The organism is Streptomyces sp. NPDC002032 (assembly GCF_042890765.1).
Lineage (GTDB): Bacteria > Actinomycetota > Actinomycetes > Streptomycetales > Streptomycetaceae > Streptomyces.
The window spans coordinates 68667-88597 of record NZ_JBIASM010000006.1 but is presented as its reverse complement, the minus strand read 5'-3'; the positions used below and the strand labels follow the sequence as shown (position 1 = coordinate 88597).

The 19931-nt window shown below is 71.5% G+C and carries 19 protein-coding genes, 2 tRNA genes and 1 pseudogene; 10 read left to right on the top strand and 12 right to left on the bottom strand.

All coding sequences use genetic code 11. The annotated features are described in order from the left end of the window. Window positions 1-164: 164 nt before the first annotated feature. Window positions 165-247, bottom strand: a tRNA-Leu gene (locus tag ACFYYT_RS16360). Between the two features lie 292 nt (window positions 248-539). Here ACFYYT_RS16360 and ACFYYT_RS16355 point away from each other — a divergent pair. The 6 genes from ACFYYT_RS16355 to pknB all read left to right on the top strand — a co-directional run bounded on the left by ACFYYT_RS16355 (window position 540) and on the right by pknB (window position 8599). Then, complete coding sequence (locus ACFYYT_RS16355) at window positions 540-1367, top strand: DUF3662 and FHA domain-containing protein (protein ID WP_351826639.1); 828 nt, start codon at window positions 540-542, stop codon at window positions 1365-1367. A 10-nt stretch (window positions 1368-1377) separates the two neighbouring features. Beyond that, on the top strand, window positions 1378-1875 hold the full coding sequence (locus tag ACFYYT_RS16350; RefSeq protein WP_351826640.1) for an FHA domain-containing protein: 498 nt from the start codon (window positions 1378-1380) through the stop codon (window positions 1873-1875). Window positions 1876-2019: 144 nt separating this feature from the next. After that, window positions 2020-3483 (top strand): PP2C family serine/threonine-protein phosphatase, encoded by a 1464-nt coding sequence (locus ACFYYT_RS16345; RefSeq protein WP_351826641.1) that lies wholly within the window; start codon window positions 2020-2022, stop codon window positions 3481-3483. A gap of 31 nt (window positions 3484-3514) precedes the next feature. Further along, window positions 3515-4939 carry an FtsW/RodA/SpoVE family cell cycle protein gene (locus ACFYYT_RS16340; protein WP_351826642.1) on the top strand — a complete coding sequence of 475 codons (1425 nt, stop codon included), beginning with the start codon at window positions 3515-3517 and terminating at the stop codon, window positions 4937-4939. Then, complete coding sequence (locus ACFYYT_RS16335; RefSeq protein WP_351826643.1) at window positions 4936-6399, top strand: penicillin-binding protein 2; 1464 nt, start codon at window positions 4936-4938, stop codon at window positions 6397-6399. Before ACFYYT_RS16340 ends, ACFYYT_RS16335 begins: the two co-directional genes overlap by 4 nt. Before the next feature lie 157 nt (window positions 6400-6556). After that, the gene (gene pknB / locus ACFYYT_RS16330; RefSeq protein ID WP_351826644.1) at window positions 6557-8599 is read left to right on the top strand and encodes a Stk1 family PASTA domain-containing Ser/Thr kinase; all 2043 of its coding nucleotides are present in this window, start codon (window positions 6557-6559) and stop codon (window positions 8597-8599) included. A gap of 110 nt (window positions 8600-8709) precedes the next feature. Here pknB and ACFYYT_RS16325 read toward each other — a convergent pair whose 3' ends face one another. From ACFYYT_RS16325 to ACFYYT_RS16300, 6 genes and pseudogenes are all read right to left on the bottom strand, one after another. Next, a complete protein-coding gene (locus ACFYYT_RS16325) occupies window positions 8710-9444 on the bottom strand; it encodes a class E sortase (RefSeq protein ID WP_351830818.1) in 735 nt (244 codons plus the stop codon). 12 nt (window positions 9445-9456) lie between these two features. Further along, window positions 9457-10152: pseudogene (locus tag ACFYYT_RS16320) on the bottom strand (class E sortase); the annotation flags it as partial. Between the two features lie 146 nt (window positions 10153-10298). Beyond that, on the bottom strand, window positions 10299-10937 hold the full coding sequence (locus ACFYYT_RS16315) for an aminodeoxychorismate/anthranilate synthase component II (RefSeq protein WP_351830821.1): 639 nt from the start codon (window positions 10935-10937) through the stop codon (window positions 10299-10301). Next, window positions 10934-11110 (bottom strand): hypothetical protein, encoded by a 177-nt coding sequence (locus tag ACFYYT_RS16310; protein WP_030225149.1) that lies wholly within the window; start codon window positions 11108-11110, stop codon window positions 10934-10936. Before ACFYYT_RS16310 ends, ACFYYT_RS16315 begins: the two co-directional genes overlap by 4 nt. A 112-nt stretch (window positions 11111-11222) precedes the next feature. After that, entirely contained in the window at window positions 11223-11939 is a 717-nt protein-coding gene (locus ACFYYT_RS16305; RefSeq protein ID WP_351830824.1) for a class E sortase, read from the bottom strand. Next, entirely contained in the window at window positions 11908-12684 is a 777-nt protein-coding gene (locus ACFYYT_RS16300; protein WP_351830826.1) for a DUF881 domain-containing protein, read from the bottom strand. The genes ACFYYT_RS16305 and ACFYYT_RS16300 overlap by 32 nt, the downstream gene beginning before the upstream one ends. A gap of 91 nt (window positions 12685-12775) precedes the next feature. Between ACFYYT_RS16300 and crgA the strand changes: the two genes are divergently transcribed. Further along, window positions 12776-13030: a cell division protein CrgA gene (crgA, locus tag ACFYYT_RS16295; RefSeq protein ID WP_266575696.1), complete on the top strand. Its 255-nt coding sequence runs from the start codon at window positions 12776-12778 to the stop codon at window positions 13028-13030. A 117-nt stretch (window positions 13031-13147) separates the two neighbouring features. Here crgA and ACFYYT_RS16290 read toward each other — a convergent pair whose 3' ends face one another. Beyond that, window positions 13148-14032: a rhomboid family intramembrane serine protease gene (locus ACFYYT_RS16290; protein ID WP_351830830.1), complete on the bottom strand. Its 885-nt coding sequence runs from the start codon at window positions 14030-14032 to the stop codon at window positions 13148-13150. Window positions 14033-14139: 107 nt separating this feature from the next. Beyond that, the gene (locus tag ACFYYT_RS16285) at window positions 14140-14667 is read right to left on the bottom strand and encodes a peptidylprolyl isomerase (RefSeq protein WP_351830846.1); all 528 of its coding nucleotides are present in this window, start codon (window positions 14665-14667) and stop codon (window positions 14140-14142) included. Window positions 14668-14843: 176 nt separating this feature from the next. Between ACFYYT_RS16285 and ACFYYT_RS16280 the strand changes: the two genes are divergently transcribed. Further along, window positions 14844-15563 (top strand): DUF5324 family protein, encoded by a 720-nt coding sequence (locus tag ACFYYT_RS16280; protein WP_351830833.1) that lies wholly within the window; start codon window positions 14844-14846, stop codon window positions 15561-15563. 73 nt (window positions 15564-15636) lie between these two features. Here the strand turns inward: ACFYYT_RS16280 and ACFYYT_RS16275 are convergent, their stop codons facing one another. Together ACFYYT_RS16275 and ACFYYT_RS16270 are read right to left on the bottom strand one after the other, a co-directional pair. Continuing rightward, entirely contained in the window at window positions 15637-16197 is a 561-nt protein-coding gene (locus ACFYYT_RS16275; protein ID WP_351830835.1) for a LysM peptidoglycan-binding domain-containing protein, read from the bottom strand. Window positions 16198-16438: 241 nt separating this feature from the next. Next, window positions 16439-16511: transfer RNA gene (locus tag ACFYYT_RS16270), tRNA-Ala, on the bottom strand. A 161-nt stretch (window positions 16512-16672) separates the two neighbouring features. On the opposite strand from ACFYYT_RS16270, the gene ACFYYT_RS16265 reads away from it, so the two are divergent. Both ACFYYT_RS16265 and ACFYYT_RS16260 read left to right on the top strand, forming a co-directional pair. Then, the gene (locus tag ACFYYT_RS16265; RefSeq protein WP_351830837.1) at window positions 16673-17221 is read left to right on the top strand and encodes a DNA-binding protein; all 549 of its coding nucleotides are present in this window, start codon (window positions 16673-16675) and stop codon (window positions 17219-17221) included. Window positions 17222-17255: 34 nt separating this feature from the next. Next, the gene (locus ACFYYT_RS16260) at window positions 17256-18467 is read left to right on the top strand and encodes a serine/threonine-protein kinase (protein WP_351830840.1); all 1212 of its coding nucleotides are present in this window, start codon (window positions 17256-17258) and stop codon (window positions 18465-18467) included. Here ACFYYT_RS16260 and ACFYYT_RS16255 read toward each other — a convergent pair. Continuing rightward, on the bottom strand, window positions 18464-19879 hold the full coding sequence (locus ACFYYT_RS16255; protein WP_388608209.1) for a hypothetical protein: 1416 nt from the start codon (window positions 19877-19879) through the stop codon (window positions 18464-18466). The genes ACFYYT_RS16260 and ACFYYT_RS16255 overlap by 4 nt on opposite strands. Between the last annotated feature and the right edge of the window lie 52 nt (window positions 19880-19931).

Sequence of the window (19931 nt, the reverse complement as noted above, 5' to 3'; positions counted from 1 at the left end):
CGACCGACCCTAGACACCCGCGCCCGGGGCCGCCCGCCCTCTTTCGTCGCGCCCCGCCCGACGAAAGTCGCCGGGCGGCCGGGCTCCGGCGCACGCGCGCACGGACCCGGGTACAACGAAGAACCCCCGCCCCGGATTTCTCCGGAGCGGGGGTTCTTCTTCTGTGGGCGAGGGGGGATTTGAACCCCCACGTCCCGAAGGACACTGGCACCTGAAGCCAGCGCGTCTGCCGTTCCGCCACTCGCCCGAGTAGCTCTCCAGTGGACTTCCCTTGCGGGCCGTTCCCCTGGCGACGAACGAAAGATTAGCACGTCATCCGGGGTGGATTCACATCCCTTTCCCGGGGCACCCTCACGGCTGCCGGGGCGGCCCCTCCCGCAGTCGCCTCCGGGTGCGGGACACTGTTCGGGAGCACCCCTACGATCCCTTGTGAGGACCAACACTCCTGCACACGGGACCGAAGGGGAACCAGCCGAATCCGCCACGCGTGGATACGATCAGTAAGCAGTACAGGGCGACAACGACGGAGGAGGTGCCCCATGGGAGTTCTGAAGCGGTTCGAGCAGCGACTCGAAGGTCTGGTGAACGGCACCTTCGCCAAGGTGTTCAAGTCCGAGGTCCAGCCGGTGGAGATCGCCGGCGCCCTCCAGCGGGAGTGCGACAACAACGCCACCATCTGGAACCGCGAGCGGACGGTCGTGCCCAACGACTTCATCGTCGAGCTCAGCACGGGTGACTACGAACGCCTCAGCCCTTACTCCGGCCAGCTCGGCGACGAGCTCGCGGGCCTCGTCCGCGACTACGCCAAGCAGCAGCGCTACAGCTTCATGGGCCCCATCAAGGTCCACCTGGAGAAGGCGGACGACCTGGACACCGGCCTGTACCGGGTCCGCAGTCGCACCCTCGCCTCCAGCACCTCCCAGGACGGCCCGCAGTCCCCTCAGGGACCGCAGCCGGGCGGTTACGGCTACCCGCCGGTGGCCGCCCCGCCCATGCCCTCCGGACCGCCCCCGGGCGGACCCGGTGGCCAGGGCGGCCAGGGCGGACGCCCGGGCGGTGCACCCGTACCTCCCGGCGCCCCGGGCACCACGCGCCGCTGGATCGAGATCAACGGCACCCGCCACCAGATCTCGCGCCCCACGCTCGTACTCGGCCGAAGCACCGAGGCCGATGTGCGGATCGACGACCCCGGCGTATCGCGCCGGCACTGTGAGATCCGGACCGGAACACCCCCGACGATCCAGGATCTCGGGTCCACCAACGGCATCGTGGTGGACGGGCAGCACACCACCCGCGCTACGCTCCGCGACGGCTCGCGGATCGTCGTGGGCAGCACCACCATCATTTACCGGCAAGCCGAAGGGTGAAGCGGGGGCAATGTCAGAGCTGACCCTGACGGTCATGCGGTTGGGTTTCCTGGCCGTTCTGTGGCTGTTCGTCATCGTGGCCGTTCAGGTCATCCGCAGCGACCTCTTCGGAACGAGAGTCACGCAGCGCGGCTCCCGCCGCGGCGGCGCGCCCAGCGCTCCGCAGCAGACGGGGCGGCAGTCCGCGCCGCCCCAGCAGCGCCAGCGCCGTGGGGCGCCGACCAAGCTGGTCGTCTCCGAGGGCACCCTCACGGGAACCACGGTGGCCCTCGCCGGCCAGACGATCACGCTGGGCCGCGCCCACGATTCGACGATCGTGCTGGACGACGACTACGCCTCCAGCAGGCATGCCAGGATCTATCCCGACCGTGACGGCCAGTGGATCGTCGAGGATCTCGGGTCCACGAACGGCACGTATCTCGACCGGACCCGGCTGACCACCCCGACGCCCATTCCGCCGGGCGCCCCGATCCGCATCGGCAAGACCGTCATCGAGCTGCGGAAGTAGTACGAGAATGAGCGAGCGGAGCGAGCGAGCCGCGGCGGTCCGTCCCACCGGGGACACGGACCCGAGCGCGCTCCCGACCGGAGGGTGGGCAGTGTGGCTCGAGACCGGTTGTACCCCGAGGCATCGTCGACAGGGCAGGTGCGCATGAGTCTGTCCCTGCGGTTCGCCGCCGGATCGCACAAGGGGATGATCCGCGAGGGCAACGAGGACTCCGGCTACGCCGGCCCCCGGCTCCTCGCCGTCGCCGACGGCATGGGCGGGCAGGCGGCCGGCGAGGTCGCCAGCTCCGAGGTCATCTCCTCCCTCGTGCAGCTCGACGACGACGTCCCGGGCTCCGACATCCTCACGGCGCTCGCCACCGCCGTGCAGCGCGCCAACGACCAGCTGCGCGTGATGGTCGAGGAGGACCCCCAGCTGGAGGGCATGGGCACCACGCTCACCGCCCTCCTGTGGACCGGCCAGCGGCTCGGACTCGTCCACGTCGGCGACTCCCGCGCCTACCTGCTCCGCGACGGCGTCCTCACCCAGATCACGCAGGACCACACCTGGGTGCAGCGGCTCGTCGACGAGGGCCGGATCACCGAAGAGGAAGCCACCACCCACCCGCAGCGCTCGCTCCTGATGAGGGCGCTCGGCAGCGGCGACATCGTGGAGCCCGACCTCTCGATCCGCGAGGTCCGGGCCGGCGACCGCTACCTGATCTGCTCCGACGGGCTCTCCGGCGTCGTCTCCCACCAGACCCTGGAAGAGACCCTCGCCGACTACCACGGCCCGCACGAGACCGTGCAGACGCTGATCCAGCTGGCGCTGCGCGGCGGCGGCCCGGACAACATCACCTGCATCGTCGCGGACGTCCTCGACACCGACAGCGGCGACACCCTCGCCGCCCAGCTGAACGACACCCCGGTCGTCATCGGCGCGGTCGCCGAGAACCAGCACCAGCTCTTCGACGGCAACGCCATGCAGACCCCGGCCGGCCGCGCCTCCGGGCTCGGCCGCCAGTCCGCACCTCCCGCGGGCTCCTTCGGTCCCCCCGGCAGCGGCGAGGCCTCCGGCTACGGCTACGCGGAGCAGGGCAAGGGCGGCGGCGGCGCGTACGGCAGCTTCGGCGAAGCCGACGGCTACGAGGCCGACGCCGGGTACGAGGACACCTACGACCACCCCCGCAGGCGGCGCAGCAAAGGGCGCAAGTGGACCACGCGCACGCTGCTCCTGCTGCTCGTCGCGGGCGTCGTCGGCGGCGGCCTGTACGCCGGGCACCGCTGGACGCAGAGCCAGTACTACGTCGGCGTCAAGGGTGACCACGTAGCCCTGTACCGCGGCATCAGTCAGAACCTGGCCTGGATCCACCTCTCGCAGGTGGACACGGACCACCCCGACATCGAACTGAAGTACCTGCCGAGCTTCAAGCGCAAGCAGGTCGAGGCCACCATCAGCGAAAGCAGCGTCGACGGGGCCCGCAAGAAGATCGACGATCTCGGCAACCAGGTCTCCGCCTGCAAGAAGGACGAAGCCCGCCGCGCCGCGGAAGCCCAGAACAACCAGACGCCCGGCCCCAGCCTGACTCCCGCGGAGCAAGCTCTCGTCGGCCAGTGCGAAAAGCAGTAGACATACGCGGGCACAGGGGGCCTGCCACACCATGAGCGTTGTCACCAACACGACCACCATCGGCGCCATCGAGGCGCCGAGCCGGCGGAACACCGAGCTCCTGCTGCTCGCCTTCGCCGTGGTCATCCCGATCTTCGCCTACGCCAACGTGGGTCTGGCGATCCACGGCAAGCTGCCCCCGGGCATGTTCCTCTACGGACTGGGCTTCGCCGTCCTCGCGGGCATCGGCCACCTCGTCGTACGGCGCTACGCCAAGTACGCCGACCCGCTGCTGCTGCCCATCGCCACCCTGCTCAACGGCCTCGGCGTCGTCCTGATCTGGCGGCTCGACCAGTCCGAGCGGCTGCGGACCCTCGCCAAGCGCAGCTTCGGCGTCTTCTCCGAGTCCGCGCCGCGCCAGATGATGTACACGGGGCTGGCCATCGCCCTGTTCGCGGTCGTGCTGCTGGTCCTCAAGGACCACCGCGTGCTCCAGCGGTTCACGTACATCTCCATGGCCGGTGCGCTGGTCCTGCTGATCCTGCCCGTGGTTCCGGGTCTGGGCGCGGACGTCTTCGGCGCGAAGATCTGGATCAGCGTCGGCGGCTTCTCCATCCAGCCCGGCGAGTTCGCGAAGATCGTCATCGCCATCTTCTTCGCCGGCTACCTGATGGTGAAGCGCGACGCCCTGGCCCTCGCCAGCCGCCGTTTCATGGGTCTCTACCTGCCGCGCGGCCGCGACCTCGGCCCGATCCTGATGATCTGGGCGGTCAGCCTCCTCGTCCTCGTCTTCGAGAACGACCTCGGCACCTCGCTGCTCTTCTTCGGCATGTTCGTGATCATGCTGTACGTGGCCACCGAGCGCACCAGCTGGATCGTCATCGGCCTGCTGATGTCGGTCGGCGGCGCCGTGGTGGTCGGCACCTTCGCCAGCCACGTCAAGGTCCGCGTCACCGCCTGGCTCGACCCCTTCGCCTGCTACACCACGTCCGGCGCCTGCGAGCAGGTCGGCCAGTCGATCATGAGCTTCGGTTCCGGCGGTGTGCTCGGCACCGGCTGGGGCCAGGGCAACTCCGACCTGATCGGCTTCGCCGCCAACTCCGACTTCATCTTCTCGACCGTCGGCGAGGAGCTCGGCCTCACCGGCGTCATGGCCTTCCTCCTGCTCTACGGGCTGATCATCGAGCGGGGCGTCCGCACCGCCCTCGCCGCCCGCGACCCCTTCGGCAAGCTCTTCGCCATCGGGCTCTCCGGCGCCTTCGCCCTGCAGATCTTCGTCGTCGCCGGCGGAGTCATGGGCCTCATCCCCCTCACCGGCATGACCATGCCCTTCCTCGCCTCCGGCGGTTCCTCCGTCCTCGCGAACTGGGTCCTCATCGCCATCCTCATCCGGATCAGCGACACCGCACGCCGACCTGCCCCGGCCCCCGCCCCGTCCCCCGACTCCGAGATGACCCAGGTGGTCCGCCCGTCATGAACAAGCCCCTGCGCCGCATCTCGCTGTTCTGCGGGCTGCTCGTCCTCGCGCTGCTGATCCGGACCAACTGGCTGCAGTACGTGCAGGCCGAGGACCTCAGCACGCGCAAGGAGAACCGCCGGGTCCAGATCGCCCAGTACGCCACCGAGCGCGGCAACATCATCGTCGAGGGCCAGCCCGTCACCGGCTCCGCCGTGACCGACGGCAGCGACTACAAGTACAAGCGGACGTACACCGACGGGCCGCTGTGGGCGCCCGTCACCGGCTACGCCTCGCAGGCCTTCGGCTCCACCCAGCTGGAATCCCTCGACGACGGCATCCTCACCGGCAACGACGACCGGCTCTTCTTCGACCGCACCATCGGCATGTTCACCGGCGAGAAGAAGCAGGGCGGCAACGTCGTCACCACCCTGAACGCCGCCGCCCAGAAGGCCGCGTACGAGAAGCTCGGCTCCAAGAAGGGCGCCGTCGCCGCGATCGACCCGCGCACGGGCGCCATCCTGGCCCTGGTCAGCACCCCCTCGTACGACCCGTCCGCCTTCGCCGGCAACTCGAAGGCCGACGAGAAGGCCTGGGTCTCGCTGAAGGACAACGAGGACAAGAACCTCGTCAACCGCGCCCTGCGCGAGACCTACCCGCCGGGCTCCACGTTCAAGGTGGTCACGGCCGCCGCCGCGCTGGAGAACGGCGTGGTGACCGACATCAACGCCCCTACGGACACACCCGAGCCGTACATCCTGCCGGGCACGAAGACGCCGATGGTCAACCACGCGAGCGGCTGCGAGAAGGCGACGCTGAACTTCGCCCTCCAGGTCTCCTGCAACTCGGTCTTCGCGAACGTGGGCGACAAGGTCGGCCGCGACAAGATGGTCGAGACCGCCCAGAAGTTCGGCTTCAACAACGACAAGATCGACACCCCGGTCCGCGCCTTCGCGAGCGTCTACGACAAGACCATGGGCAGGGACGGCAACGCCCAGAGCTCCATCGGCCAGTTCAACACCGCCGCCACCCCTCTCCAGATGGCCATGGTCACCGCGGCCATCGCGAACGACGGCAAGCTGATGAAGCCGTACATGGTCGACCAGCTGACGGCGCCCAACCTCGACACGGTCGAGAAGCACGAGCCGTCCGAGATGAGCCGCCCGCTCTCCGCCGCGAACGCGCAGAAGATCCAGCAGATGATGGTCAACGTCGTCGAGAACGGCACCGGCACCACCGCCAAGATCAAGAACGTCACCGTCGGCGGCAAGACCGGCACCGCCCAGCACGGCGAGAAGAACGCGAAGCGCCCCTACGCCTGGTTCATCTCCTACGCCGAGAACGCCGACGGAACCTCCCCGGTCGCCGTGGCCGTCGTCATCGAGGACAGCGCCGCCGACCGCGAGGACATCACCGGTGGCGGCCTGGCGGCCCCGGTCGCCAGGGCCGTCATGGAAGCCGTTCTGAAGAGCAAGGGATGAGAACCGCCGACAGGGTCCGAGCGCTCGGTACCGGTCCGATATCAGCCTGTGGTCACGAACCGATCACTGACGATCGGCCGGTAGCCTTGCCGCGAACAGCACACCGCCGGACCACACACGGGTGCGGTCGGGACTGACGGAGAGGGCTGCAAACGTTATGGAAGAGCCGCGTCGCCTCGGCGGCCGGTACGAGCTGAGCCACGTGCTCGGCCGTGGTGGCATGGCCGAGGTGTACCTCGGTCACGACACCCGGCTCGGCCGTACCGTCGCCGTCAAGACCCTGCGTGCCGACCTCGCCCGCGACCCGTCCTTCCAGGCCCGGTTCCGCCGCGAGGCCCAGTCGGCCGCGTCGCTGAACCACCCGGCGATCGTCGCCGTGTACGACACCGGCGAGGACTACGTCGACAACATCTCCATCCCGTACATCGTGATGGAGTACGTCGACGGCTCGACCCTGCGCGAGCTGCTGCACTCCGGCCGCAAGCTGCTGCCCGAGCGCACCCTCGAAATGTGCATCGGCATCCTCCAGGCGCTGGAGTACTCCCACCGCGCCGGCATCGTGCACCGTGACATCAAGCCCGCCAACGTCATGCTGACCCGGACCGGACAGGTCAAGGTCATGGACTTCGGCATCGCCCGCGCCATGGGCGACTCCGGCATGACGATGACGCAGACGGCCGCCGTGATCGGCACCGCCCAGTACCTCTCCCCGGAGCAGGCCAAGGGCGAGCAGGTCGACGCGCGCTCCGACCTGTACTCCGCCGGCTGCCTGCTCTACGAGCTGCTCTGCGTGCGGCCGCCGTTCGTCGGCGACTCTCCCGTGGCCGTCGCCTACCAGCACGTGCGCGAAGAACCGCAGCCGCCTTCGAACTTCGACCCCGAGATCACGCCCGTGATGGACGCCATCGTCCTCAAGGCCCTGGTCAAGGACCCCGACTACCGCTACCAGTCCGCCGACGAGATGCGGGCCGACATCGAGGCCTGCCTCGACGGCCAGCCCGTCACGGCCACCGCCTCCATGGGCGCGGCCGGCTACGGCTACCCCGACCAGGGCGGCTACGGGCACTCCGGCCACGACCAGGCCACCACGTCCCTGCGCTCCCCCGACGCGGGCCAGACCTCGATGCTCCCGCCGATGCCCCCCGGGGGCGACGGCGGATACGGGTACGGGGACCAGGGCTCCGGCGGCTACGACCAGGGGCACGGCCGCCGCCAGCAGAAGAAGAGCCGGGCCTCGACGATCCTGCTGGTCCTCGCCGGCGTCCTCGTCCTCGTCGGCGCGATCCTGATCGGCCGCACCCTCTTCGACGAGACCGTGGACAACCGCCCCGCCGTGCCCAAGTTCGTCGGCCTGACCTTCGCCTCGGCACAGGAGAGCGGCAAGAACGCGGGGCTCGTGGTGGAGAAGGCGGCCGAGGAACCCTGCGCGGACCAGCCCAAGGGCAATGTCTGCTCGCAGGACCAGGCTCCCGACACCAAGGTCGACAAGGGCAGCACGGTCAAGGTCAAGGTCTCCACGGGCGCCCCCAAGGTGCCGGTGCTCGACGTGGTCCGGCTGAGCTACGCGGACGCCGAATCGGCGCTCAAGGCCAAGAAGTTCCAGGTCGAGAAGAAGCTGGTCGAGTCCGAGAACGCCACCCCCGGCACCGTCATCGAGCAGAACCCCAAGAGCGGCACCCAGGCCGAGCAGGGTTCGGTGGTCACGCTCAACGTCGCCAAGGAAGTCTCCAAGGGCACCGTCCCGGACCTCAGCGGCCTGTCGAAGGAGGACGCCGTCAAGGCCCTCCAGGCGGTGAAGCTCAAGCTGGGCAGCACCACGGAGGTCGACTCCCCCGGAGCCCCGCCGAAGACGATCGTCGCGCAGCAGTACGCGCCCGGCACCGAGCTGGCCAAGGACACCGCGGTCAACGTGAGCATCGCCAAGGCGAGCGCCGCTCCGACCGCGGTGCCGCTGCTGACGGGGCGGACCGTCGCCCAGGCCAAGGACGACCTCAAGCGCGCGGGCCTGGTGTTCGGCTCGGTCCTGTCGGGCCCGACCGACGACAACGCCCAGGTGCTCGGCTCCACCCCGGCGGCGGGCACCCCGCAGCCCGCCGGAACCGTCATCAACGTCCAGACCGTGCCGAACAGCGGGCAGGGCGGCCAGGGCGGGCAGCAGCAGGGCGGCGGCTGGTTCGGCGGCCTGACCGGCGGCCGCTGACGGCGCCGACGCAGCCGACGCAGCGGCGTTGTTTCACGTGAAACGGCCCGGCCCCCTCGTTCATGAGGGGGCCGGGCCGTTTCACGTGAAACAACGGGCCGGGGGAAGGTTCAGCGCAGCTCCGTCGGCAGGGTGCGCTTGCCGTCGACCTTCTCCGTCCGCACCAGCTCGCCCCAGACGATGTAGCGGTACTTCGAGGTGTAGACCGGGGTGCAGGTCGTCAGGGTGATGAAACGGCCCGGACCGGTCTTCCCCGACTCCTTCGGGACGGGGTTGATCACGTCCACGTTGTACTTCGAGGTCTGGCGCAGCTCGGCGAAGACCTTGTACACGTACCAGGTGTCCCGGGTCTCGAAGACGATCGGGTCGCCGGTCTTCACCTTGTCGATGTTGTGGAACTTCGCCCCGTGCCCGTCCCGGTGCGCGGCGAGGGCGAAATTGCCCTTGTCGTCCCAGGGCAGCGCCGCTTTGACCGGTTCCGTGTAATAGCCGGCGACGCCGTCGTTCAGCACGTCCGGCGCGGTGCCCGGCTTGACCAGCACCTCACCGTTCTTCATCGACGGCACGTGCAGGAAGCCGATGCCGTCCCCGGTGTCGAGGGCGCCCGGCTGGACCGGGGCGTTCGCGGCCGGGGCGGGGGCCGCCTGCCACTGCCGCCGGACCTGGTCGCCGCGGGCCGAGGCCTGCCGGTCCGCGAGGACGTTGGTCCACCACAGCGAGTACGCCACGAACAGGCCGAGGATCAGGCCCACCGTGATCAGGAGCTCGCCCAGCAGGCTCAGGAACCCGGCGATCACACTGCGATCGGCGGGCGGCGGTGCGGAGCGGCGGCGGGCACGAGACACTGCGGGTCGTCCTTACGGGCTGGTCAGCGCGGGCGGGGCGCCCTGGCTGCGCGGGCGTTCGTCGATCATCCTGCCCCATACGATCATCCGGTAGGTGCTCGTGAATTCGGGGGTGCAGGTCGTCAGCGTGATGTACCGGCCGGGTCCGGTGAATCCGGATCCCTCGGGGACCGGCTTGATCACCGAGACGTTCGCCGGGGAGGTCTGGGGGAGCGCCGAGGTCATCTCGTACGTGTAGTACGCGTCCCGCGTCTCCACCACGATGGGATCCCCCGGGACCAGCTTGTTGATGTAGCGGAACGGTTCGCCGTGGGTGTTGCGGTGTCCGGCGACCGCGAAGTTGCCCTGCTTGTCGGCCGGCATGGCCGTCTTCAGCGCCCCCTCGCCGTAGTGCCCGGCCATCCCCCGGTCCAGCACCTTCGCCTTGCTGATCCCCTCCGCCACCGGGACCTTCAGGTCCAGCTTGGGGATGTACAGGATCGCGAAGCCCTGTCCCGGCTCGAAGGCGGCCACCGGCGGCGCGGCCGACGCCCCGGCCCCCGCCCCCGCCCCCGGCACCTGTTCCCAGGTCTGCCGCAGGGAGCCGGCGGCCCCGTTCGCGGTGCGCTCCGCGAGCACGTTGGTGTACCAGAGCTGGTAGGTGACGAACAGCAGCATCACCACGCCGACGGTGATGAACAGCTCACCGGCCGCCCGGCTGAGGACCACCACCGGACCGCCCGAGCGCGGGCGGGCGCGCCGCCGTCCCCGTCCGCCCCGTTTGCGTGCCCGCGCGTGCGAGCGCTTCGCGGCCTCCTGGGCCGCCCTGCGCCGCGCGGCCCGGCCCTCGCTGGGCGCGGACGGCGCGACCGTCGTCACGCGACGGCCTTGCCCACCACCGGGGCCAGCCCCACCGACCGCTCGACGGCGCCGGCGTCACCGCAGCGCACGAGCCAGTTCGCGAGCATCCGGTGGCCCCACTCGGTCAGCACCGACTCGGGGTGGAACTGCACGCCCTCGACGTCGTGCTCCCGGTGCCGCAGCCCCATGATGATCCCGTCCTCGGTCCGCGCGGTGACCTCCAGCGCGTCCGGCAGGGTCTGCGGTTCGGCGGCGAGCGAGTGGTAGCGGGTCGCGGTGAACGGCGAGGGCAGTCCGGCGAAGACGCCGAGGCCCTCGTGGAGCACCGGTGAGGTCTTGCCGTGCAGCAGCTCGGGGGCCCGGCCCACGACGCCCCCGTAGGCGACCGCCATGGACTGCATGCCCAGGCAGACGCCGAAGACCGGGACGCCCGTGTCCGCGCAGTGCCGGACCATGTCGACGCAGACGCCCGCCTCCTGCGGGGTGCCCGGCCCCGGCGAGAGGAGCACGCCGTCGAAGCCGTCCTGGGCGTGCGCGAGCTCGACCTGGTCGTTGCGCAGCACCTCGCATTCGGCGCCGAGCTGATAGAGGTACTGGACCAGATTGAAGACAAAGCTGTCGTAGTTGTCGACCACCAGAATGCGCGCGCTCACGGAGTGGCTCCCGATCCCTCGTCCACCGTCACATCGTTGAACGGGAGCAGCGGCTCGGCCCACGGGAAGACGTACTGGAACAGTACGAACACCACCGCCAGGATCAGTACGAGAGAGATCAGCGCGCGTACCCACGCGTTGCCCGGCAGGTGCCGCCAGATCCAGCCGTACATTCCGTCCGCGTCCCTCTCGCTCTGCGCACCGCGGGAGCGGTACCGCAACAGCCTAAAGGCCAGGGGCCCGGCGGCGGGGGTCCCCTCGGCAATCAGGGGGTCCCCTCGGCAGTCAGACGGGCCGGGTGCCCGTGAGTTCGGCCCAGACGATCAGCCGGTGGCTGTGTCCCCACTCCGGATCGCAGGTGGTCAGGGTCAGGTACTTGCCGGGGGCGGTGAAGGGGGAGCGCTTCGGCACGGGGTCGACCACCCCGGTCTCGTTGGGCAGGGTGCGCAGCGGCCGCGCGCGGACCGTGTACGTGTACAGGGTGCCGGCCTCCCGCACGATCACGGCGTCCCCGGGGCGCAGCTCGGGGACGTCCTTGAAGGGGTCCCCGTAGGTGCGCCGGTGCCCGGCCACCGCGAAGTTCCCCTCCCCGCCCGGGCGGGCCGAGCCGGGATAGTGGCCCAGGCCCTTCTTGAGCAGGTCGGCGCCGGTGCCTTCGAGGACGGGCTTGCTCCAGTCGTCGCCGAAGCGGGGGACGTACATCTCGGCGAAGACCCCGCCGGCCGGGTAGGCGGCCGGCACGGGGGCCGGGGCGGCCTGCCGGGGGGCAGGCGCGGGGGCGGGGGCGGGGGCCGGAGCGGCGGCCGGAGCCGCCGCCCAGCGGTCGTGCAGCCGGTCCCGCTCGCCCTCCATGGCCCGGTCGGCCTTGACCCCGGTCCACAGCAGCACGTACGCCACGAACAGCACGATCAGCGTCCCGGCCGTCAGGCACACCTCGCTGAACGTCCGTACCACCAGGCGCAGTACGACGTCAGGGCGCGGCGGACTCCAGCGGCTTCGCATAGTGGAGGTCCACTGTGCCGGAGTAGCCCGGCAGTGTCAGCCTCTTGTCCTCGTCCACTTTCCAGCCGAGCCCGTACGCGTTGACGTACAGCTGGTAGTTCTGCAGGGCGGGGGAGTCCGCGAGCGCCTTGCGCAGCGCGCCCGGGTCGCCGACGGCCGACACCTTGTACGGGGGCGAGTACACGCGGCCCTGGAGGATCAGCGTGTTGCCCACGCAGCGCACCGCGCTGGTGGCGATCAGCCGCTGGCCCATGACCTCGATGCCCCGGGCCCCGCCCTGCCAGAGGGCGTTCACCACGGCCTGGAGGTCCTGCTGGTGGATCACCAGGTCGTTGGGCTGCGGCTCCGGCACGCCCGGGACGCGCGCGGTGGCGTTCGGCGGGGCGTCGTTGAGGGTGACGCTCAGGCCCTTGCCGGAGAGCTCCTCGGTGCCCGAGGCGACGCGCAGGGCGGCCAGCTTGGCGTCCTCGGCCTTGGTGCTGCCGTCGTCGCGCTCGGCGAGGGCGTCCACCGCGGCGCGCGCGGCCGCGGCGCTCTCTTCCAGCCCGGCGTTCTTGGCGCTGCGCTCGTGGATGAGGTCGGACAGCTTCAGGAGCGAGGCGTCCGTGCGGATGTTCGTACCCTTGGAGGTGTTGAAACTGGTGACGAAGATCAGGCCGGCCAGGGCGAACACGGCGGCCGTCAGCAGCCGGACCGGTCTGGCCCGGCGACGGGGACCCGCGGAGGAGTCGTCGGAATTGCTCAACGTACCCTTCTCCTTCAACGCCACAGGTCCACTACGCTAACGGACGCCCGGGGCAGGCAAGGTCCCCAGCGCATCGACAGGAGAGCCCCTCGTGCCGAAGTCACGTATCCGCAAGAAGGACGACTACACGCCGCCGCCGGCGAAGCAGGCGCAGACGATCAGGCTGACGAACCGCAGCTGGGTGGCCCCGGTGATGCTGGCGTTGTTCCTGATCGGTCTCGCGTGGATCGTCGTCTTCTACGTGACCGATACCCAGATGCCCGTCGAGGCACTGGGCAACTGGAACATCGTGGTCGGTTTCGGCTTCATCGCGGCCGGGTTCGGTGTCTCCACGCAGTGGAAGTAGGGCGCATCCGGCGCCGCCGCGCAAGCTCTCCCCATGAGTTATCCACAGCGTCATCCACACCTGAGGAAAAGACAGAAGATCTGTGGATAACTCTGTGGAGAGTTGACGCCGGTGTGATCAGGTGAGTGCGGACAGTTCGGACGTGCGGACCACGATCAGCACCACCGCCAGCAGGAACACCGCCGCGCAGGTCCCCGCCTGCACCAGGGTGCGCCTGCTGCCGGTGGCGGGCGCCAGGAGCCCCAGCGCCACCAGCGCGCCGGTCACCAGACCACCGATGTGCGCCTGCCAGGACACCGTCAGGCTGCCGCCCAGCGGCACGAAGGTGATCAGCAGCATCAGCCCGAGCGTGATCAGGACCGGCCGCAGTTCGTACTGCAGCCGGCGGGCGAGGACCACAGTGGCGCCGAGCAGGCCGCAGATGGCGCCCGAGGCGCCGAGGGTCGGGGTGTTCGGCGCGGTCAGCAGGTAGACCAGGGCGCTGCCGCCCAGCCCCGACAGCAGGTAGAGGGCGAGGTAGCGGGCCCGCCCCAGCGCGGCCTCCAGCGGACCGCCGATCACCCACAGGGCCAGCATGTTGCTGAAGACGTGCCACCACTCGACATGCAGGAACACCGAGGTCAGCAGCCGGTGGTACTGCCCGGTGGAGATCCCCTCCAGCGGGGCCCCGTAGTACTCGACGTAGCGGCCGAGCAGCTCCAGGCGCACCGCCAGCCCCGGTACGGCCAGCGTGGCGAGGAAGACCGCCGCGTTGATCCCGATCAGGATCTTGGTGACGAGCTGGGGATCGGCGGCGACGAGCCCGCCCGCGAGGGTGCGCGGCGCGTTGGCCGCACGGGAGTGCCCGGTGCCGGAGCCCTCCCGTACGCAGTCCACGCACTGGAAGCCGACCGAGGCGTCGACCCTGCACTCGGGACAGACCGGGCGGTCACAGCGGGTGCAGCGGATGCCCGTGTCGCGGTCCGGGTGGCGGTAGCAGCCCGGCAGACGGTCGGTGTCCATCGGTCCCCTCGATCAGCGGCGGGGCAGGATAGCCGCCCCGCCGGTCCGGTGCGCGCAGGTACACATCCTGGACGGACGGGCGGGGCGCAAAGGTTCCCGTCGCCCGGTCAGCGCTTCTCGACGGTGACCGACTGGATGATCACGTCGTCGAGGGGCCGCTCGGTGCGCGGGTTGGTGGGGCCCGCGGCGATCTTGTCCACGACCTTCTGGCTTGCCGGGTCGCGGACCTCGCCGAAGATGGTGTGCTTGCGGGTCAGCCAGGCGGTGGGCGCCACCGTGATGAAGAACTGGGAGCCGTTGGTGCCCGGCCCGGCGTTGGCCATGGCGAGCAGGTACGGCTTGGTGAAGGCCAGGTCGGGGTGGAACTCGTCGGCGAACTGGTAGCCGGGGCCGCCGGTGCCGTTGCCGAGCGGGTCGCCGCCCTGGATCATGAAGCCGCTGATGACGCGGTGGAAGACGGTGCCGTCGTAGAGCGGTGCCGTGGTCTTCTGACCGTCGGTGGGACGGGTCCACTCGCGGCTGCCCGTGGCCAGCTCCACGAAGTTGCGGACGGTCTTGGGCGCGAAGTTCTCCAGCAGCTCGATCTCGATGTCGCCGTGGTTCGTCTTCAGGGTGGCGTAGAGCTTCTCGGCCACGGGTCTGCCTTCCATAGTCATCACTGTCGGTCCCGATCCTCCCACGGAGGGCAGCGCCGTACAGAAAATCCCCCCACCCGTATGCCCTGTCGTACGCGACGGGCGGCCCTGTGGCAGGCATGATCCGACGAAGGGTGGAAAGGTGAACTGTGTCCGCCACCGAGGAGGAGGATCCCGTGACCCGCAAGGACAGCGTGCGCCTGGCCGCCGAGAGCGCCAAGGACACCGTGAGGCACGCAGCGGAAGTGGTGGCGCCGTACGCGGGAACCGCCAGAGACGCCGCCGTGCACTACGCGCACGAGGCGAACGAGCGGCTGGTGCCCAAGGTCTCGTACGCGGCCGGCCAGGCGTCGCTCCAGGCCCGCGCCGCCTACGACTCCCATCTGCATCCCCGTATGGTCGCCGCCCGCGCCCACGTTCCGCCGAACGTCGACCGGGCCGCCACCCAGGCGGTGGAGCAGACCCGCCGCGCCGCCCGCCAGGCCGCCGAGTACACCCAGCCGCGCATCGAAAGCGCCCTCGCGGTGGCCACCCCGGTCGCCGAGGAGGCCGCCTCCCGCTCGGTCGCCGCCTTCGCCGCGCTGCGCGGGCAGGTGACGCCCGAGGAGGTGCGCCGACTGGTACGCCGTCACGAGCGCCGGGCCCGCTGCGGCCGGGGGCTGCGCAACGTCGCCCTCATCGGCCTCGTCGCGGGCGCCGCGTTCGCGGCGTGGAAGTGGTGGGACCGGCAGTCGAACCCGGACTGGCTCGTCGAGCCCCCGGCGGCCACCGAGGTCCCCTCGCGCGAAGCCGGTCCGGCCAGCTTCGACGACGAGCTGGAGGAGAAGGAGCGCGAGGGCGAGGCGGGCACGCCGGGTCCCGCTCCGACGCGCCCCGACAGCGACAAGCAGCTCTGACCCCGCCTCCCGGCCGGTAAGCGGAAGGGGCCCGGATCCACCACCTGGATCCGGGCCCCTTCGGCGTACCCCCCTAGTTGGGGAGCGTGAGCACCATCCCCGGATGGATCAGGTCCGGGTTCGCGCCGACGACGCCCCGGTTCATGGCGTAGAGCTCGCGCCAGCGGGCCTCGTTGCCCAGCTCGCGGCGGGCGATCGCGGACAGCGAGTCCCCCGGCTTCACCGTGTACGTGCGCTTCTTGGCGGCGGGCGCCTGCTTGGGCGGGACCGGCACCGCCTTGTGCGCGGCGGACGCGGGACTCGGCGAGGCGGGCCGGGCGGCCGCCGGGGGCTTCGGCGGGACCGGCGGCCGGGTCGCCGAGGCCGCGGGCGGCCGGGGCGTCACCGGTACGGCCTTGTGCGCGGCCGACGCGGGACTCGGCGAAGCCGGCCCGGTGACCGGGGGCTTCGGCGGTGCGGACGCGGCCATCCGGTCGGCCGCCGCCTTGGTGGCCGCCGCGGCGTCGGTGTACTTGCCGCCCATCGCGGAGGGCGCGGGCCCTGCCGAAGCCTGCTGCTCCGCCTGCTCCTTCGCCTTGTCCGCGGCCTCGTGCTCCTTGTGCTTCTCGGACTTCAGGAAGTCGAAGATTCCCATGTACGTGCGCCTCCGGCGTGTGGTGCCCCCTGGGCTCGGTGCCTGCCCCCACTCTCGGACACCGCGGGCCGCCCGGCCGCGTGACTGGGCCGTCCGGGGGACCGCCCCCGCCGCCGAGGAGCACGCGGCGCCCCGGCCCGCGCGGCCGGGCCGGTGCTGGCCGGGCGCCGCGCGGCCGGGCCACGGCGACAAAAAAAGACCCCCTGACCTGCGTTTTCGCAGGTCAGGGGGTCTTTCACAGTGGAGCCTAGGAGATTCGAACTCCTGACATCTGCCTTGCAAAGGCAGCGCTCTACCAACTGAGCTAAGGCCCCAAACAACCGGATGCGGCCCTCCCCCGTACGGGAGCGGGCGTTCCGCAGGACAGAGTACCCGGTGTACCCCCGCATCCCGCAAAATGATAGGGACTCCCGCCCCGCGACCACGCTCCGTAAGATGCTCGCGAGGTTCGCACCAGCGAAGGGGAGTAGTCAGAGTGGACGCAGTACAGCAAGAGGCCACGGCCAGAGCCAGGGAACTCCAGCGCAGTTGGTACGGGGAGCCGCTCGGCGCGCTGTTCCGACGGCTCATAGATGACCTCGGCCTCAACCAGGCCCGCCTCGCTGCCGTCCTCGGACTGTCGGCGCCGATGCTGTCCCAGCTGATGAGCGGACAGCGCGCCAAGATCGGTAACCCGGCCGTGGTCCAGCGGGTCCAGGCCCTCCAGGACCTCGCCGGACAGGTGGCCGACGGAAGCGTCAGCGCGGCCGAGGCCACCGACCGGATGGACGAGATCAAGAACACCCAGGGGGGCTCCGTCCTCAGCAACAGCGGCCAGAGCACGCCGAGTTCCGGCGCCCCCACCGTCAAGCGGGTCGTGCGCGAGATCCAGTCGCTGCTGCGGTCGGTCTCCGCGGCCGGGGACATCATCGACGCGGCGGACTCGCTCGCCCCCACCCACCCGGAACTGGCAGAGTTCCTCAGGGTCTACGGCGCGGGCCGCACCGCCGAGGCGGTCGCGCACTACGAGGCCCACCAGAACTGACACGCGGGCGCGTGAACGGGGGACGGGCACAGCGATGGGTGAGGTCTTCGCCGGCCGGTACGAACTGATCGACCCGGTCGGACGGGGCGGGGCGGGAGCCGTCTGGCGGGCGTGGGACCACCGCCGCGGCCGCTACATCGCCGCGAAGGTGCTCCACCAGGGCGACGCCCACACCCTGCTGCGCTTCGTGCGCGAGCAGGCGCTGCGCATCGACCACCCGCACGTGCTGGCCCCGGCCAGCTGGGCGGCAGACGACGACAAGGTCCTGTTCACCATGGACCTGGTCGCCGGCGGGTCCCTCGCCCACGTGATCGGTGACTACGGGGCCCTGCCGCCCCGGTTCGTGTGCGCGCTGCTCGACCAGCTCCTGTCGGGGCTGGCGGCGGTGCACGCGGAGGGCGTCGTCCACCGCGACGTCAAGCCGGCCAACATCCTGATGGAGGCCACCGGAACCGGGCGGCCGCACCTGCGGCTGTCCGACTTCGGGATCTCGGTGCGCAAGGGCGAGCCCCGGCTCACCCGGACCGACCTGGTCGTCGGCACGCCCGGCTACTTCGCCCCCGAGCAACTGCGCGGCGCCGAGCCCGACTTCCCCGCCGACCTCTACGCCGCGGGGCTCGTCGCGCTGTACCTGATGCTGGGCCGCAAGCCCGACTCCCGCGCCCTGGCGGAGCGGTTCCCGGCCCAGGGCGTCCCCGAGGCCCCCGAAGGCGTCCCCGCGCCCCTGTGGGACGTGATCGCGAACCTCCTGCACCCGGACCCCCGCAACCGGTTCCGGACCGCCACGGGGGCGCGCAAGGCCCTTGCCGAGGCCGCCCAGTTGCTGCCCGAGCCCGGCCCGGACGAGGATCCGGTGGAGGTGTTCGACCAGCTCGGCCCGCTCCCGCCCGGTTTCGGCCCGGACGGCCCCCCGGCCAGGCCCGCTCCGGGCCCCCGGCCGGACCCCCGGCAGCGGGCGCCGCACACCCCGGCCGCCGGACTCGCCGGTGCCGCCGGCGCCTTCGGACCGCCGCCGCCCGGGTTCGGCCCGGCGGAGCAGACGGACGGCTTCCACCTGGCGCCCCCACCGCGCCGGGAGGCGGCCCCGACACCCCCGACGACCCCGACGACCCCCGAAGACCCCGCGAGCCCCGGACCCCGGCCCCGCCGCCGCGTTCCGCCGCCCCCGCCCAAGGTCGTCGTCGGCCTCCTCACGGCGGCCCTGCTCTGCTTCGCCACCGCCGTCTGGGCGTTGACCCGCATCTAGGGTCTGTCGTCAAAGTCCCGCCCGACCCGGCGCCGGGACAGCAGCAGCCAGCCGCCGAGCACCAGCAGCAACAGCGCCCCCGCCCCGAAGCCCGCGCCGGCCACCGTCCGCATCACCGAGCGGGCGTCCTCCCGTGCGAGGGCCTCGGGGACGGTGAGCCCGTCCCGCGCCGCGGCCCGCTCGGCCGCGCCGACCCCGAATCCGGCGGCGGCCAGGCCCTCCCGGTACGCGGGCTCCCCGGCCGGGCTGCCGTCCACGTCCACCCGTAGCGTCAGCGGCACCGGCGAGGCGTCCTCGGTGAACTCGCCCACCTTCCCGCCCAGGGTGACGGCGAGGTAGTACCAGCCGGCCACCCGTACCGGCCGCACGACGGCCTCGTCCGAGAAGCGGTTCGCGTAGGCCACCGGCACGGTCCCCGGCAGGGTCACGGCCGCCTGCCGCCCGTCGTAGGAGGCGTCCTTCGACGCCACGAGCGCCCGGTAGGGCGTGTAGAGCGAGAGGGTGAGCCCGTCGGAGGCCGAGCCGTACGGCCGGGTCATACGGGCCTTCGCGATCTCGGCGCCGGCCGCCAGCCGCTGCCCCCAGTCCACCGGGACCCGGTAGAACCGCGTCTGGCCGGGCCGCAGGTCGTCGCGCCAGACCCCGGAGGCCAGCGCCCGGGCGTCGTTGAAGCCGGTGCCCCCGCCGCGGGCGACCGGGTCCGTGCCGGGCAGCACCGGGGACGGGGAGGGCGAGGCGGGCGGCGGCGGGGCGGGGGCGCTGCCCCGGGCGGGCGCCGGTTCGCGCATCACCAGCAGCTCCACCGGCCACGCCGACTGGTCCGAGTCCTTCGCGGCCGTCCGCGTCACCTTCGCGTAGTACGTGCCCGCCGACTGGCATGCGGCGTCCTCCTCCAGCCGCCGCTGGCCCGCCGCCGCCAGCGGGACCGGGTCGTAGCCGAAGCCGCCCCGGCCCGGGTTGTTCGGGCAGGACCGGCCGCCGCTGGTCATCACCTCCACCTCCAGCCCGTCCCCGTACCCCACCCTGCTCCCGGCGGGCGGGCGCAGCACGGCGGAGACGTACACGGTGGAGGCGTCGTCCAGGCCCAGCCGGTAGACCCGTTCGCCCGGGGCGGCGGTGTCCTCGTAGACCACGCCCGCCTCCAGCAGCGGGGCGTCCGCCGTGGAGGGTCCGCCCTCCACCCGCCGGGCCCCCTCGGCCACCCGGTACCGCGGCGGCGGCGAGGCGGCGGGCCCCTGCGCGGCCGGCGCGGCCCCCGCCGGCGGCCCGGCGGCGAGCGCCGCCACCAGCCCGGCCACCAGCCCCGCGGCCCGTGCGCGGCGCAGGGTCCGGCCCCCGGCCCGGGCCGCCGCCCCGCCCCTTCCGCGTTCCCGACGCACCCGCCCCACGCCCCGCACCCCCGTCTTTGCCAACGCAAGCACAATATTCACATAACGGAACTCACTGTCCCGGGACAGCAAGAAG